General features: G+C 61.5%; 14 protein-coding genes and 6 tRNA genes. 8 read left to right on the top strand and 12 right to left on the bottom strand.

Annotated features, from left to right (window positions below):
- Positions 1-21: 21 nt before the first annotated feature.
- From pdxS to EEB13_RS17360, 9 genes are all read right to left on the bottom strand, one after another.
- A complete protein-coding gene (pdxS, locus tag EEB13_RS17320) occupies positions 22-930 on the bottom strand; it encodes a pyridoxal 5'-phosphate synthase lyase subunit PdxS (protein WP_033234706.1) in 909 nt (302 codons plus the stop codon).
- A 103-nt stretch (positions 931-1,033) separates the two neighbouring features.
- Complete coding sequence (locus EEB13_RS17325) at positions 1,034-2,056, bottom strand: NUDIX hydrolase (protein ID WP_141485917.1); 1,023 nt, start codon at positions 2,054-2,056, stop codon at positions 1,034-1,036.
- The gene (locus tag EEB13_RS17330) at positions 2,053-3,180 is read right to left on the bottom strand and encodes a glycosyltransferase family 4 protein (protein ID WP_045067477.1); all 1,128 of its coding nucleotides are present in this window, start codon (positions 3,178-3,180) and stop codon (positions 2,053-2,055) included. The genes EEB13_RS17325 and EEB13_RS17330 overlap by 4 nt, the downstream gene beginning before the upstream one ends.
- Positions 3,177-4,079 carry a phosphatidylinositol mannoside acyltransferase gene (locus EEB13_RS17335; RefSeq protein WP_141485918.1) on the bottom strand — a complete coding sequence of 301 codons (903 nt, stop codon included), beginning with the start codon at positions 4,077-4,079 and terminating at the stop codon, positions 3,177-3,179. Before EEB13_RS17335 ends, EEB13_RS17330 begins: the two co-directional genes overlap by 4 nt.
- The gene (pgsA, locus tag EEB13_RS17340; RefSeq protein ID WP_141485919.1) at positions 4,076-4,735 is read right to left on the bottom strand and encodes a phosphatidylinositol phosphate synthase; all 660 of its coding nucleotides are present in this window, start codon (positions 4,733-4,735) and stop codon (positions 4,076-4,078) included. Before pgsA ends, EEB13_RS17335 begins: the two co-directional genes overlap by 4 nt.
- Before the next feature lie 60 nt (positions 4,736-4,795).
- Positions 4,796-5,350: an HIT family protein gene (locus EEB13_RS17345; RefSeq protein ID WP_080711748.1), complete on the bottom strand. Its 555-nt coding sequence runs from the start codon at positions 5,348-5,350 to the stop codon at positions 4,796-4,798.
- On the bottom strand, positions 5,347-7,404 hold the full coding sequence (gene thrS, locus EEB13_RS17350; protein WP_141485920.1) for a threonine--tRNA ligase: 2,058 nt from the start codon (positions 7,402-7,404) through the stop codon (positions 5,347-5,349). The genes EEB13_RS17345 and thrS overlap by 4 nt, the downstream gene beginning before the upstream one ends.
- 131 nt (positions 7,405-7,535) lie before the next feature.
- On the bottom strand, positions 7,536-7,937 hold the full coding sequence (locus EEB13_RS17355; protein ID WP_165826376.1) for a TIGR02611 family protein: 402 nt from the start codon (positions 7,935-7,937) through the stop codon (positions 7,536-7,538).
- Between the two features lie 214 nt (positions 7,938-8,151).
- A tRNA-Val gene (locus EEB13_RS17360) sits at positions 8,152-8,223 on the bottom strand.
- 285 nt (positions 8,224-8,508) lie between these two features.
- Between EEB13_RS17360 and EEB13_RS17365 the strand changes: the two genes are divergently transcribed.
- From EEB13_RS17365 to EEB13_RS17385, 5 genes are all read left to right on the top strand, one after another.
- Positions 8,509-8,581, top strand: a tRNA-Gly gene (locus EEB13_RS17365).
- A gap of 25 nt (positions 8,582-8,606) precedes the next feature.
- Positions 8,607-8,677: transfer RNA gene (locus EEB13_RS17370), tRNA-Cys, on the top strand.
- Between the two features lies 1 nt (position 8,678).
- Positions 8,679-8,753: transfer RNA gene (locus EEB13_RS17375), tRNA-Val, on the top strand.
- Positions 8,754-8,845: 92 nt separating this feature from the next.
- Positions 8,846-8,921 (top strand) — tRNA-Gly (locus EEB13_RS17380).
- Positions 8,922-8,938: 17 nt separating this feature from the next.
- Positions 8,939-9,013 (top strand) — tRNA-Val (locus EEB13_RS17385).
- A gap of 141 nt (positions 9,014-9,154) precedes the next feature.
- Here EEB13_RS17385 and EEB13_RS17390 read toward each other — a convergent pair.
- Both EEB13_RS17390 and EEB13_RS17395 read right to left on the bottom strand, forming a co-directional pair.
- On the bottom strand, positions 9,155-9,637 hold the full coding sequence (locus EEB13_RS17390; RefSeq protein ID WP_092808378.1) for an alpha-isopropylmalate synthase regulatory domain-containing protein: 483 nt from the start codon (positions 9,635-9,637) through the stop codon (positions 9,155-9,157).
- 161 nt (positions 9,638-9,798) lie between these two features.
- Complete coding sequence (locus EEB13_RS17395; RefSeq protein WP_141485921.1) at positions 9,799-11,184, bottom strand: GH1 family beta-glucosidase; 1,386 nt, start codon at positions 11,182-11,184, stop codon at positions 9,799-9,801.
- A gap of 118 nt (positions 11,185-11,302) precedes the next feature.
- Between EEB13_RS17395 and EEB13_RS17400 the strand changes: the two genes are divergently transcribed.
- Both EEB13_RS17400 and EEB13_RS17405 read left to right on the top strand, forming a co-directional pair.
- A complete protein-coding gene (locus EEB13_RS17400) occupies positions 11,303-12,499 on the top strand; it encodes an MFS transporter (RefSeq protein ID WP_141485922.1) in 1,197 nt (398 codons plus the stop codon).
- Between the two features lie 66 nt (positions 12,500-12,565).
- Entirely contained in the window at positions 12,566-13,099 is a 534-nt protein-coding gene (locus EEB13_RS17405; RefSeq protein WP_092808381.1) for a GNAT family N-acetyltransferase, read from the top strand.
- Here the strand turns inward: EEB13_RS17405 and zapE are convergent.
- On the bottom strand, positions 13,096-14,112 hold the full coding sequence (gene zapE / locus EEB13_RS17410) for a cell division protein ZapE (protein ID WP_033234718.1): 1,017 nt from the start codon (positions 14,110-14,112) through the stop codon (positions 13,096-13,098). The genes EEB13_RS17405 and zapE overlap by 4 nt on opposite strands.
- A 34-nt stretch (positions 14,113-14,146) precedes the next feature.
- Between zapE and EEB13_RS17415 the strand changes: the two genes are divergently transcribed.
- On the top strand, positions 14,147-14,905 hold the full coding sequence (locus tag EEB13_RS17415) for a pyrimidine reductase family protein (RefSeq protein WP_092808382.1): 759 nt from the start codon (positions 14,147-14,149) through the stop codon (positions 14,903-14,905).
- Positions 14,906-14,908 lie beyond the last annotated feature (3 nt).

Here is a 14,908-nt window from a genome sequence, read left to right on the forward strand (position 1 = left end):
AGATTACCGCCCTGGAAAAAATCACCAACCGCGCTCGGCGAGACGATGTCCGACGGGCAGGTCGTCGACGTTGATGCCGACCATTGCTTCGCCCAGACCGCGAGAAACCTTGGCCAGCACGTCCGGGTCGTCGAAGAACGTCGTGGCCTTGACGATGGCCTCGGCACGCTGCTGCGGGTTACCGGACTTGAAGATGCCCGATCCGACAAACACGCCCTCGGCGCCGAGCTGCATCATCATCGCGGCGTCGGCCGGCGTGGCGATGCCACCGGCGGTGAACATGGTGACGGGAAGCTTGCCGGCCTTGGCAACCTCGACGACGAGCTCGTACGGAGCCTGCAATTCCTTTGCCGCGACGTACAGCTCGTCCTCGCTGAGCGAGGTGAGACGACGGATCTCCGCGCGGATGGTGCGCATGTGGGTGGTGGCGTTGGAGACGTCTCCGGTGCCGGCTTCACCCTTGGAGCGGATCATGGCCGCACCTTCGTTGATACGACGCAGTGCTTCACCGAGGTTGGTAGCACCACAAACGAAAGGAGCCGTGAACTTCCACTTGTCGATGTGGTTGGCGTAGTCGGCCGGGGTGAGAACTTCGGACTCGTCGATGTAGTCGACGCCGAGGCTCTGCAGGATCTGCGCTTCGACGAAGTGGCCGATACGCGCCTTCGCCATGACGGGGATGCTGACGGTGGAGATGATGCTGTCGATCATGTCCGGATCGCTCATACGCGAGACGCCGCCCTGGGCGCGAATGTCTGCGGGGACGCGCTCGAGTGCCATGACAGCTACAGCGCCGGCGTCTTCGGCGATCTTGGCCTGCTCGGCGGTGACCACGTCCATGATCACACCACCCTTGAGCATCTCGGCCATACCGCGCTTGACGCGTGCGGTGCCAACGGCAGTGGTGGGGGCGGAATCGGGGGTGCTCACAGCAAACTCCTGCAATAGTGGCGTGATGATCGAACCCCAGAACTGTAGAACGAACCGGCCTTTGATTCCGTAGCCAATTTGCCATTGCTGGCCTTAAATACGATCAGCGGATCGAGCGTACTTCCGGATCTTCGGTGCCATCAGCGACGGTGGCAGCTTCTGCCAGCAGGTTTGCCAAATCGAGCGGATACACCGGCTCCCCAGCCCTTGTCAGTTCACGAATGACGTCAGCGCTGCACCACCGGTAGCCGGAAATCGCACGTTGTTCCAATTCGGTGTGGCCCTTGAACACCGGAGTGAAGCCAGAGGTACGAGTGGTGAAGAACAATTCCTCCGAGCGGATCAATTCGCCGTCGAACGGGAAGATCGCGACGCGGCGCCACAGCGGTCCACGGAGGTCTTCCGGCGCGATCGTCAACCCTGTTTCCTCGGCGACCTCACGAACTGCAGCGGCCCGAATTTGTTCGCCACGCTCGATTCCCCCGCCGACGGTGAACCAGAACTGACGGTCCGGGATCTTCGGATCATGTCCGCGCAGAAGCAGCACGCGGTTTTGTCGATCGAGCAGCACCACTCGTGCGGACGTCCGAGCCGTATCCACGGTGATGCCCTCGGGAACTGCGGCCGCGGTGGTCCGTTCGGTGATCTCGAAATACTGTGGCAGCGGCGCGGTTCCACCCAGGTGAAGCCAGCGGACCAACCTACGGGTTCGCAACGCGAGGGTGTCACGGACAGCGTCGTTGTGGAACCGCCGAGCGATCAGTACCCGAGCCTCCGCGTCAGCCAGCTCCGCAACCAACTGCGGCCGCAGCGACGTCGTTCCATATGCGGCAAGCGCATTGGAGAGTCGGTTCTCCGCCAGCTCACGGTCCTGCCGATCGGCACGTTCGGCAGCATCCGCCAGCTTCACGAACCGTCGAGCGTCCTCGGCACTCATGTCGACCGCCGCAGCGCGAACCACAGCGGCCCGACGCGACAACGCCGCATCGAGCGCCAGCCACGACTGATCGGACCGGACGTGCAAGCGGTCCAACCGGTTTGCCGTTGCGTACGCCCAGAGCCCGATGACCAGAACAACCGCAGCGATGAGCCCGAGGACAAAAATTGTCAGTGCAGAAAAAGTCACGATCCCACCACATGCACGCCGGCGCCGCCCACGGTCACGGTCTCGTAGACCCGCAGGATCTGTTCGGCCACAACAGGCCAGTCGTATTCGGCAACCACCGCGGTCGCAGTATTGACCAAAGCTCTACGACGGTCAGGATCACCGAGAACCGAATCGATAGCCACGGCAAGTGCGTCGGAATCCCCGATCGGAACCAACAATCCGGCCTGTCCGTCGCGAAGCACCCGGCGGAAGGCGTCGAGTTCACTGGCCACGACTGCGGTCCCCGCTGCCATCGCCTCCACCAGCACGATCCCGAAGCTCTCCCCACCGAGGTTGGGTGCGCAGTACACGTCGGCACTCCGCAACGCCGACGCTTTCTCCTCGTCACTGACCTGACCGAGCAGACGCAAGTGGCGGGAGTACCGACCGGCTTCCTTACGAAGCTTGTCCTCGTCGCCGCGCCCGACGACAATGACCTCGAGGTTCGGATGACGCTCGACCAGCGCGGGCAATGCACCCAACAGCACCGCCATCCCCTTGCGCGGTTCGTCGTAGCGACCGAGGAACAAAATGGTTCCACCTTCGCGCGGATAGCCGGGTAGAAGTTCCGCCCCCGCAAACGCAGCAACGTCGACGCCGTTCGGGATCTCGACGGCGTCGGATCCCAGGGACTCGACCTGCCACCGACGGGCCAACTCCGAGACAGCGATGCGGCCACTGATCTTTTCGAGGTAGGGAGCTAATACGCCTTGGAAAGTGCTCAGTACCAACGACTTCGTGGTCGACGTATGGAACGTCGCGACAATCGGCCCCTCCGCAATGCGCAACGCAAGCATCGACAGACTGGGCGCGTTCGGCTCGTGAATGTGCAGAACGTCGAAGTCACCTTCGGCGATGAACTTACGCAAACGCGCATTCGCGGTAGGCCCGAAGGACAACCGCGCGACGGAACCGTTGTACGGAATCGCGACGGCTTTGCCTGCCGAGACGACGAACTCGGGCAGTTCGTCGTCATCCGACGACGGCGCCAACACACTGACCTTGTGCCCGCGCTCGATCAACACCTCGGCCAGATCCACCACATGCGCTTGCACCCCACCGGGTACGTCGAACGAATACGGGCAGATCATGCCGATTTTCATTCACCCTCCATGCGGGCGAGCCGCGATTCGGAAAGGTCGGAACGCCAGAGTGGTTGAAGCATGTGCCAATCCGCCGGGTGCGCTGCGATGTTGATCGCAAACTGGTCGGCTAGCGCCTGAGTGGCCGGGCCGACGCCTTCGGACACGTCGATCGGCGGATCGATCTTGAATCCCCAACCGTCGTCGGTGAACCAGCAGTGCACCGGTAACAAGGCCGCTCCGGTGTCGATGGCAAGCTTTGCGGGGCCGGCGGGCATGCGAGTGGGTTCGCCGAAGAACGTCACCGGCACGCCCTTTTTCGCTAGGTCGCGCTCCCCTAGCAGGCACACAATTTTGTTCTCGTGCAGATCTTTCGACAGTTCAACGAACGGTGGATGCTCCCCGCCGCTCAGCGGGAAGATCTCGAAGCCGAGGCTCTCGCGATACTCCACAAAACGCTCGTACAGCGATTCCGGCTTCAGCCGCTCCGCAACCGAGGTCAAGCCACCCCACTGCTGAACACACCACACGCCGGCCATGTCCCAATTGCCGCTGTGCGGCAAGGCCAACACAGCGCCCTTGCCGTCTGCCATTGCCTTCTCGAGGTACTCCTGACCCTCGACCAGATCGCTCAGTGCCTTGCCCGTCACCGCCAAATCCATCGACGGCAATCGGAACGCCTCACGCCAATACCTCGCGTACGAGCGCATCGACTCCTTGATCAGCTGATCCGGAACCTCAGCCGGCGTCGTTACGAGAACTCTGGCCAGGTTCTTGCGCAGTTGTTCTGGACCACCTTTGCGCACTGCAAAATCCGCGCCGGCGTCAAAAAGCTTGACCGCGACGGACTCCGGCAGACTGCGAACCAGTCTCCACCCGGCGGCGTAACCCAAATCGGTAGCGCGCTCGGCAACACTCACTTGTCGGACTCACCTTCGGTGTCGGATGCAGCCGGTGCGATCGGTAGAAGCTCCCGTGCACCAGGCGAATTCCGCACCGCAAGCACACGCTGGAAAACAGTCACGATACTGCCCGCGGCAAGAACCCACATGGCGATGTGGATCGCCCACGGCAATCCGAGGCCGGTGAGGCCGGAACCGACCAAGACGATGACCAGACGATCCGGACGCTCGATCCAACCGCCATCAGCCGTCAGACCGCTCGCCTCGGCTCTGGCCTTCGCGTAAGAAATGACCTGGCTGGTAACCAAACAGATCAGTGTTGCCACCAGGAGCCACTTGTTGTTCTCGTGGTAGACGGCCCACCAGGCCAGGCCCGCAAAAATCGCACCGTCGGCAACACGGTCACACGTGGCGTCGAGAACCGCGCCATAGCGGGTTCCGCCGCCACGGGCGCGAGCCATCGCACCGTCCAGCATGTCGAACATGACAAAGAACCAGATGAGGATGGTTCCCCAGAACAGATGACCGGACGGGAACAGTGTCACGGCGCCGGCGATGCTCGCGACCGTGCCGATGATCGTGACCGCATCGGGCGTCAATCCGGTCTTGATCAGAGCTTGGCCCATCGGTGCCGTCACCTTGGACACCGATGCGCGTCCGAAGAAGCTCAACACCTCTGGAAACCTCCACCTCGTGAGTCCCGAAGCGGGACCCGTCGAATCAACTCGGTTCGCTCACTCTTGCCAAGCACGAGCGAGTAATCCCCTGGTCTCGCGCAACAACTGCGGCATCACCTTCACACCACCCAAGACAGTGATGAAGTTGGCGTCGCCACCCCAACGTGGAACCACGTGCTGGTGAAGGTGCTCGGACAGCGATCCACCCGCGGCAGCGCCGAGGTTGAGACCCACGTTGAAACCGTGCGGGTTGGACACACTCTTGATGACCCGCAGCGCGCGTTGCGTGAACGCCATCAACTCGGCGCTTTCCTCGGGCGTCAGGTCCTCGAGTGCCGCGACCTTGCGGTACGGCACCACCATTAGATGGCCGGGGTTGTACGGGTACAGGTTCAGGACCGCGTACACATGCTCACCGCGGGCGACGATCAACCCTTCTTCGTCCGACATCTTGGGAATGTCGATGAACGGTTCACCGGTCGTGCCGGGCGTGTTGGGCGCCTCCGTGATGTACGACATGCGGTGGGGCGACCAGATCCGCTGAAGATGGTCTGGATCACCGACACCCTGATCGATCAACGAACCTGGACCGTCGCTACCGGGCATACTCATGGCGCCACGCTTGGCTGAACCAGTTCCGCAGTCGGAGAGGCATTTTCGCGCCGAGCGATCCACTCCGTGATGATCCGAACCGCGTCGTCGGTGGGAATGCCGTTGATCTGAGTTCCATCACGGAAGCGGAAGCTGACGGCGCCTGCCTCGACGTCGCGCTCACCGGCGAGCAACATGAACGGAACCTTCTGCGTGGTGTGGTTGCGGATCTTCTTCTGCATCCGGTCGTCGCTGAAATCGACCTCGGCTCGAACGCCGGCCGCCTTGAGCTTCTTGGTGACGTCGAAGAGATGATCGACGAACGCCTCGGCGACCGGGATGCCGACAACCTGCACCGGCGCGAGCCACGCCGGGAACGCACCCGCGTAATGCTCGGTCAGTACACCGAAGAAGCGTTCGATCGAACCGAAGAGCGCACGGTGGATCATGACCGGCCGGGTCTTGACGCCGTCACTGCCGGTGTATTCGAGGTCGAAGCGCTCAGGCAGGTTGAAGTCGAGCTGAATGGTCGACATCTGCCACGTGCGGCCGAGCGCGTCCTTGACCTGAACGGAAATCTTGGGGCCGTAGAACGCGGCTCCACCCGGGTCCGGCACCAAAGTCAGACCGGATGCTTCGCCGACCTCGGCGAGTGTTGCGGTCGCCTCTTCCCAGACGTCGTCGTTACCGACGAACTTGTCCGGGTTCTTGGTGGAGAGCTCCAGATAGAAATCGTCGAGACCGTAATCCTTGAGCAAATTCAGCACGAACTGCAGCGTGGTGGTGAGCTCGTCGCGCATCTGCTCGCGGGTGCAGTAGATATGCGCATCATCCTGAGTCATGCCGCGCACGCGTGTCAGACCGTGGACGACGCCGGACTTCTCGTAGCGGTACACGGAGCCGAATTCGAAGAGCCGCAACGGCAATTCGCGGTACGAGCGACCACGTGCACGGAAGATCAGGTTGTGCATCGGGCAGTTCATCGGCTTGAGGTAGTAATCCTGGCCCGGCTTGCGCACGGTGCCGTCCTCGTTCAGTTCCGCGTCGATGTGCATCGCGGGGAACATGCCGTCGCGGTACCAGTCGAGGTGACCCGAAACCTCGTACAGATGCCCCTTGGTGATGTGCGGGGTGTTGACGAACTCGTAGCCGGCCTCGATGTGGCGGCTGCGCGAGTAGTTCTCCATCTCGGTGCGGATGATTCCGCCCTTGGGATGGAAGACCGGCAGACCGGAGCCCAACTCGTCCGGGAAGCTGAAGAGGTCGAGTTCACTACCGAGCTTGCGGTGATCGCGACGCTCGGCCTCGGCCAAGAGCTCCAAGTACTCATCCTGAGCCTCGGTGGATTCCCATGCGGTGCCGTAGACGCGCTGCAGGTCGGCATTGTCCTGGTTGCCTCGCCAGTAGGCAGCGGAGCTTCGGGTCAACTTGAAGGCCGGGATGTGCTTGGTGGTCGGGATGTGGGGACCACGGCACAGGTCGGACCAGATGGTGTCGCCGGTCCGCGGATCAAGGTTGTCGTAGATGGTCAGTTCGTTGCCACCGACCTCCATGATCTCCGGATCGTCGATGCCCGACTTGTCGTTGATGAGCTCGAGCTTGAACGGCTCGTCTGCCAATTCGACGCGAGCGTCTTCGATGGAATCGACCAGGCGGCGGGAGAATCGCTGCGATCCCTTGATGATCTGCTTCATCCGCTTTTCGAGCTTGGCCAGATCCTCCGGGGTGAAAGGACGATCGACAGCAAAGTCGTAGTAGAAACCGTCGGTGATCGGCGGGCCGATACCCAGCTTCGCGTCGGGGAATTCCTTCTGCACTGCCTGCGCCAAGACGTGCGCGGCCGAGTGGCGGATCACGCTGCGGCCGTCCTCGGTGGACGCGGCTACAGGCTCAACCTCGACGTCGACCTCCGGGGTCCACGACAGATCCTTGAGCGTTCCCTCGCTGTCACGAACGACGACAATGACGTCCGGTCCCTTCGAGGGATATCCGGCCTCACGCACTGCAGTCCCGGCGGTCGTCCCCGCGGGCACCCGAAGTGGGGCGGCTGAGTGCTCTGGCGCGGGACTGGTCACGGCGATGTGCTCCTAATGTATTGCGGCAAGTAAGACGTGCATCGCACCCACAGCGAGCACGTGCACGATCATGTTATCTACCCTGCCGACCCGACGAGTCAACCGACTGAAGTTAACAAGCCACTTTCACCTCAGAGTGGCGACTCGAGCCAGGAGTAGTCGAGGCCAACCCAAGTCCCGATCAGGCCGAAGGTGCCCAGAAGCCACAATGTTGCAACAACGACCACTGTGGTGAACAGAACGCCGATTCCCTTGACGAACAGGGACTGTTTGCCGAACCACGTCATGAAACGGTCGTACCGTGCCTTGGCAAAATGCAGCAGTCGATGCGCCCAGGCAAACTCCGACGCCAGGATTCCGAGGCCGGCAAAGACGATAAGCCAGCCAGGTCCGGGATAAGGGATGGCCAGTACACCGGCCGCCAATACGACGAGACCGACAAAACCAACCGCGATTCGATACGCGAGATTCAAGCTCGGGCGGGCGGCAATGTGCGCGCGCCACCTCGACCAGCGGGACTCAGCTTCGTGGATACGAGACTCGGCTTCGCGAAAGAGCGTCAGGTCGGAGTCGTCGACGGGAGGGTCGACCTTTTTGGTAGTCAACTTCCCTCACCTGTTTCCATAGAAGAGCACGTCTTTGCGACCCAGGTTACCGAAATCTCGAGTGCGCCCGGATTGGCACGTCGGGCGCAGAAACGACTGAAGGCGTCCCCGATCTCTCGGGAACGCCTTCAGTCTGTACTTGTGGTCCCGGCTGGGATCGAACCAGCGACCTTCCGCGTGTGAAGCGGACGCTCTCCCACTGAGCCACGGGACCTTACGAACTATTCGAACGCATGCGCTCGAACGAGTTGGAACATTAACACGCTCGCCCGCCGAACACGAATCACCAGGTTGGCATTCATTCTCCTCCCCGAACGCCCAATTTCACCCATTTAAGAACTTCACGAACGCACTCGACCGGCCCATAACATCGCAATTTTGAGCGATTCCACTACCGAAACGCCTACTGAGCTGGTGATTTGTATGAATCCGACACCGTCGGCTAATGTTTTCAACGCACCGAGGAGAGCAACCAACTCCCCAAGCAACACGGTGCGATGCGGACGTGGCGCAGCTGGTAGCGCACAACCTTGCCAAGGTTGGGGTCGCGGGTTCGAATCCCGTCGTCCGCTCGAGAGGTGTAACTCAACCTTTTACGGTGGAGTGGCCGAGTGGTGAGGCAACGGCCTGCAAAGCCGTGCACACGGGTTCGATTCCCGTCTCCACCTCGCGCGATTAGCTCAGCGGGAGAGCGCTTCCCTGACACGGAAGAGGTCACTGGTTCAATCCCAGTATCGCGCACCACGTCAGGCCCTCGGGCCTGATGGTCAAGACCCGCTTGCGGGTCTGATAGGTTAGACACGCACTGAGCGCCGGCAATGGAGTTCAATGCACATGCGGACGTGGCGCAGCTGGTAGCGCACAACCTTGCCAAGGTTGGGGTCGCGGGTTCGAATCCCGTCGTCCGCTCCATTTTCATCTCCAGACCCGCGCGATTAGCTCAGCGGGAGAGCGCTTCCCTGACACGGAAGAGGTCACTGGTTCAATCCCAGTATCGCGCACCACGGAAATACGCAGAAAGCCGGAATCCTTACGGGATTCCGGCTTTCTGCGTTGTGCACTAAGACTTGCTGCACCACTCGCGCTGATACAGAATCCCGACAAGGGTTCCCGTATCAGCGTGAGCGAGCAGTAAAGGCGACGCTTCAGTTCGAGAAACGGTTTGCTGCTGACGTCATCGCGCGAAGTGATGACTCTGTTGCCGACTCACCGATGCCCATAGCCCAATTCCGACGACCATTGCACTCCGTGAAAATGAAGGTGGCTGTGCGGTGGCCGATCTGGTGCTGGTGAAATGACAGGATCTCCAGCGCGATTCCTGCGTCGTGCAGCATCGACGTCATTGCAGAAATTGCTCCGGTTGCGGTGGCGGAGGCCGTCGCGATGCGCTCCCCCAGACCGAGAGTTGCTTCGTACGTCCAACGACCGGGGGCGATCTTCTCGCTCGACCATGCACCGAGACGGATCGGGCCACTCATTGCCGCGTAGGTGGATTCGAATTCGTTCCACGACATCTCAGCGCATTCGGCACGCAGGCCGGCAGGCAGGGATTTTCCATGACGCGCAGCAAAAGGATCGCCGGCAAAGGAATAAGAAGAATCAGAAGCGAAGGCGAAGTTGTAAGTCATTGTCGTGGTCTTCCTGGAATGAAGTGGAGGACCAACTGGTAGCACGACGACCCGCAGCGGGGGGTCGGTCCGATTCAGACCCCGCTACGGCGGTGTACTACGAGAATGCGCTTCATGTGAGTGAGGCTAGGCGGCCAGGCGCCAGAACGCAAACCTGGACGCTAAACCCGCGCTGCCTTCTGAGCCGCAATCAAGCTGCGATACCACTCGAACGAAGCCTTCGGGGTGCGTTTCTGGGTGTCGAAATCGACGTGGACCAGGCCGAATCGTTCCTGGTAGCCGGCTGCCCACTCGAAGTTGTCCAGCAGCGACCACACAAAATAGCCGCGCACGTCGACACCGTCGTCCATGGCCGATCGCAGGGCCCGTAGATGTGCGTCGTGGTACTCGATTCGAGCAGTGTCACTGACCTCGCCCGAACTGTTCAAGGTGTCGTGAAACGAACATCCGCTCTCGGTGATGTAGATCGGCGGCAGGGACTCACCGAACCGCGACTGGAATGTTCGCAGGATCTCGCCAAGCCCTTCGGGAACGATCGGCCATCCGAAATCGGTTGTGGGGTAACCGGTTATCGCCACCGGAGCAAAGGGAAGTCCCGGCGGTAGATCGATCTCGAGAACACCGTCGGTGCCCTGTCCCTCGACAGGGGCAGCGATCATCGTCGGCTCGTAGTAGTTGATGCCGTACCAGTCGAGGGGCGCATTGATGATCGTCAGATCCTCGTCGACCGGTCCGGTGAGGATCTGCGCAAATTCGTCGGCCGGATACTTTCCGAGCAGTATCGGGTCTGCGAACATCCAGTTGACGACGTGGTCGTAGATGTCTGCCGCCATCACGTCTTCCGCCGAATCCGTTGCGGCGCGCACCGGAGCGTGATTGGACGCGATGCCAATGCCCGAGCAGCCCGCCGACCGCAGCGCGTCGACTGCCAGACCATGCCCGAGGAGCTGGTGATGTGCGGCCTGGAAGGCGGCGAATCCCAAGGCAAGTCCCGGGGCATGAACTCCTAGGGCGTGGCCGTACAGAGTGTGGACAACAGGCTCGTTGAGTGGCATCCACAGGCCGACACGATCGGCAAACCGTTCGCCCACAATCTGCGCGTACTCCCCCAACCGATACGCGGTGTCGCGATTCATCCAGCCCCCTTGCTCTTGCAGAGCTGACGGCAGATCCCAGTGAAAGAGCGTGACGGCGGGCGTAATTCCGGACTCGCAGAGCCTGTCGATCACGCGGTCGTAAAAATCGAGCCCCTTCTGGTTCACGTCGCCTGATCCGGTAGGGAGGATTCGCGACCACGACAGCGACAGGCGATACGCGTCAAGTCCCAGCTGCGCCATGAGAGCGACGTCGGATTCCCAGCGGTGGTAGTGATCAGCAGCAACTTCACCGGTCTCGCCACGCACCACAGCACCGGGTTGAGTGCAGAAATCGTCCCAAATCGACGGCCCCCGACCGTCTTCGGTCACTGCGCCTTCGATTTGATACGCAGCCGTCGCGGTTCCCCACACAAATTCGGGGGGAAACATTGCTGTTGGATGTGCACTCATAGCCGTCAGTTAATCAAAGAATGCTGCGCGACACGCGACTTTGTTGGACACTCGACCAGTACCAAGTATCAAGTAGCGTTCGGCGGGCAGTGCCCAACCACAGACAAGGCCACATTCGATGACGGATCACACCCGCAGCCTGACGAAGGCTCGGATCGCCACCTCCGTGGCTTTCGGACTCCAGGGTTTTCTTCTCGCGTCGATTCTGACGCAACTGCCCGCGTACCGGGACTTGTTTGCGCTCAGCGAGTCGTTGCTGGTCGTTGCGGTTGTGTCGGTGTCAGTGATCGCCGGCCTCGGCAGCGTTCTCGCCGAGCGACTCGCAGTTCGAACATCGAGCAAGACCACGCTCCGCACAGGACTGGCCGTCATCGCGGTCTTCGGCGGCGCCACCGGACTGGCCCCCAACTCTGCACTCTTTTTTGTCTGCCTCGCTGTCTACGGAATCGGCCTCGGCATCGTTGATGCGGCAGCAAACATGCAGGCCGTCTCGATCCAACACGCCAAGGGACGCTTCATTCTCAGCTCGTTCCACGCAGCCTGGAGCGTCGGGGCCATCGCCGGCGCGCTCTACATCTCGGCAACCGCAGGACTCGACATCTCGGTGCGGGTTACCCAGGTGGTCGCGGGAGTGATTGTGGCCCTGCTGCTTCTGGTATTCGGACCGTCATTGCTCGATCGAAGCGCAACAACCATCGCGGATACGAATACCGGTGGCTCCGTCACGCTCACGGTCCCGATGCGAGCGTTTGTCCTGCTCGGCATCGCGATGGCACTGTTCTACGCAGTCGATTTCAGCATCGGCAACTGGTCGACCCTGTACCTCGAAGACGTCCTGTTTGCCGACGCGAGCACTGCCGCTCTGTCGATGGCTGCCTACCAAATCGCGGCTTTGGTTGCGCGATTGACCGGCGATTATTGGGTGGGCAAGTTCGGTGAAACTACCGTCGTCCGCATGGGATCAGTGATCGGCGTGATCGGCATGACGATTGTCGTGACGGCGCAATCTCCTGCGATTGCGATCGCCGGGTTCCTGATCGTCGGTCTTGGCCTTCCGGTGATCGCCCCGATCTGCTTCAGCGCTGCCGGTCGGATGGCGCCACCCGATCAGGTGGATACCGTCATCGCTCGCATCAACCTCTTCAACTATGTAGGCACCGTTGTCGGCGGCGGAATCGTCGGAGCTGTTGCCGCATTCAGCGACCTGCGGATCGGGTTCCTCATACCGCTGGCGTTCTGCGTGATTCTGATTGCGCTTGCACCAGCGTTTGCCCCGAAACGCGCCGAGAGCCTGGCGGCTGAGAAAGCCGGATAGCCGTCACTGACACGGCAAGTGGTGTACTTGAGCGACCATTGCACGTGCAGGGAAGGACGAAGTGACGTGAGCATCACCGTTGACCGGGCCGGAATCTGGGATTCCGAAGCAATCGCCGACGTGGCCGCGGTGACGTTTCCGCTCGCCTGCCCGCCCGATGCATCCGACGACGACATCAATGCCTTCATCGACAACGTGCTCTCGGTCGACAAGTTCTCCGAATACCTGACCGACCCGACGCGCACGGTTCTCAAAGTGATCTCGAGCGACGCCATAGTCGGCTACGCGATGCTCATCGACGCCGAACCGTCCGATCCCGACGTGCGGGCAGCACTCACGCTCCGCCCGACAACAGAATTGAGCAAGCTGTACGTGCTTCCCGGCAATCACGGAAGCGGCGCCGCAGCATCATTGATGGCCGCGGTGGTCGCTCACGCCCACGAAAGTGGCAGCGCGGGAATCTGGCTCGGAGTGAACCAGGAAAATGCGCGAGCGCAAAAGTTCTACGCAAAGCATGGCTTCACACGGGTAGGGACCAAGACCTTTGTCGTGGGCACCCAGCTCCATCACGATTTTGTGATGGAGCGACCGGTGAACTAGGTCGCGGCAACCTCGAAACGAGACAACGCAAGCAGACGCGACATGGCGCGCAGGTACTTCTTCTTGTAACCGCCGGCAAGCATCTCCGGGGTGAAGATCTCGTCCAGGCGAGCGCCGGACACTGTCACCGGAATGCTCGCGTCGTACAGGCGGTCGGCAAGAACCACGAACCGAAGCGCAACCGACTGGTCTGTCGCGGGGTGGACGCCGTCGATGTAGACAGCACGAACACCCTCGACCAACTTGTTGTATCGCGACGGGTGCAACGTGCTGAGGTGCTTGCACAGCTCGTCGAAGTTGTCGAGCGTTGCGCCGTCGACGGACTCGGCGCGCGCAACCAACTCTTCGGAGGAAATCGGCTCGGGAGCGGGCGGCAGATCGCGGTGACGGTAGTCAGGACCGTCGACGCGAATGGTCTCGAAGATCGAGCCGAGCTTCTTGATCTCGCGCATGAAGTCCTGCGCAGCAAAGCGGCCCTCACCGAGCTGACCCGGGAGTGTGTTGGACGTCGCAACGATGGACACACCGCGCGTCGACAGCTCGGACAACAGGCGAGAGACCAGCATGGTGTCGCCCGGATCATCGAGCTCGAATTCGTCGATGCACAGAACGCTGTGCTCGGAAAATGCCTCGACGGCCTTGTTGAAGCCGAGTGCGCCGACCACGTGCGTCAGTTCGACGAACGTGCCGAAAGCCTTGGGCGACGGAACGCTGTGGAAGATCGACGCGAGAAGGTGCGTCTTACCGACACCGAAGCCGCCGTCGAGGTACAGACCGGCGCCCGTGGCCTGAGTCTTCTTGCCGAACAATCCGCGACGACCGCCGGCCCGAATCTTGGCTACACGCTTGGAGAATTCCTCGGTCTTGGCAACGGCAGCTGCCTGACTCGGCTCGTTGGGATCCGGGATGTAGGACGCGAAGCTCACGTCGTCGAACATTGCGGGTGGAACCATTTGAGCGACCAATTGATCGGCGGGTACCACCGGACTGCGATCGACAAGACGTTGAGGCATCCATCAAGGGTATCTACGTGGTGTGATCTCTCATATGCACCATCTGGATTTTGCGACCTACTTCACACCCGATCAGCCGCAGCGGCTCCGAGAGCTCTATTCATATCCGGAAAACTTGCAGCATCCGTGGGTTCGGGTGAACTTCGTGTCCAGCATCGACGGTGCCGTCTCCGTCAGTGGGCTCAGCGGCGGTCTGGGCACCCCGGCGGACAAGACGGTGTTCGACACGCTGCGCGAACTCTGCGACGTGGTTGTCGTCGGAGCCGGAACCGCGCGCGCGGAGAACTACGGCGGCGCCGTGATGAACGACGACGCTCGGGCACGCCGGGTCGCGTCGGGGCTCGCCCCTGTGCCCCCGATCTTGGTTGTCTCGTCACGCGCGTCGATCGACCCCGAAAGCCGGCTGTTCTGCGACGCCGAGGTCCCACCGATTCTGCTGGTCGGCTCCGACGCAGACGCCGCTGCCGTATCGAGGTTGAGCGATGCCGGTGCCGACGTTCACCGAAGTGTCGGCGCGGCGGTGCGCAGTGTCGACGTCGAGAACACAGCATCCACTCTGAATTTGCCGCGAATTCTGTGCGAAGGCGGACCGTCCCTGTTCGGCCAACTGATCACGGACAACGCCGTCGACGAACTATGCGTGACGACGTCTCCGCAACTGGTCGGCGGCAACGCGGGGCGGATTTCCCTCTCCGCGCAGTCCCTTCCCACCCCGATGATGCCTGCACATATCCTCACGGACTCCGACGGCACGGTGCTGTCGCGGTGGGTTCGTCAACGTCCTCGGCACTGAACC

This window comes from Rhodococcus sp. WS3 (genome assembly GCF_003797085.1).
GTDB lineage: Bacteria > Actinomycetota > Actinomycetes > Mycobacteriales > Mycobacteriaceae > Rhodococcus_F > Rhodococcus_F globerula.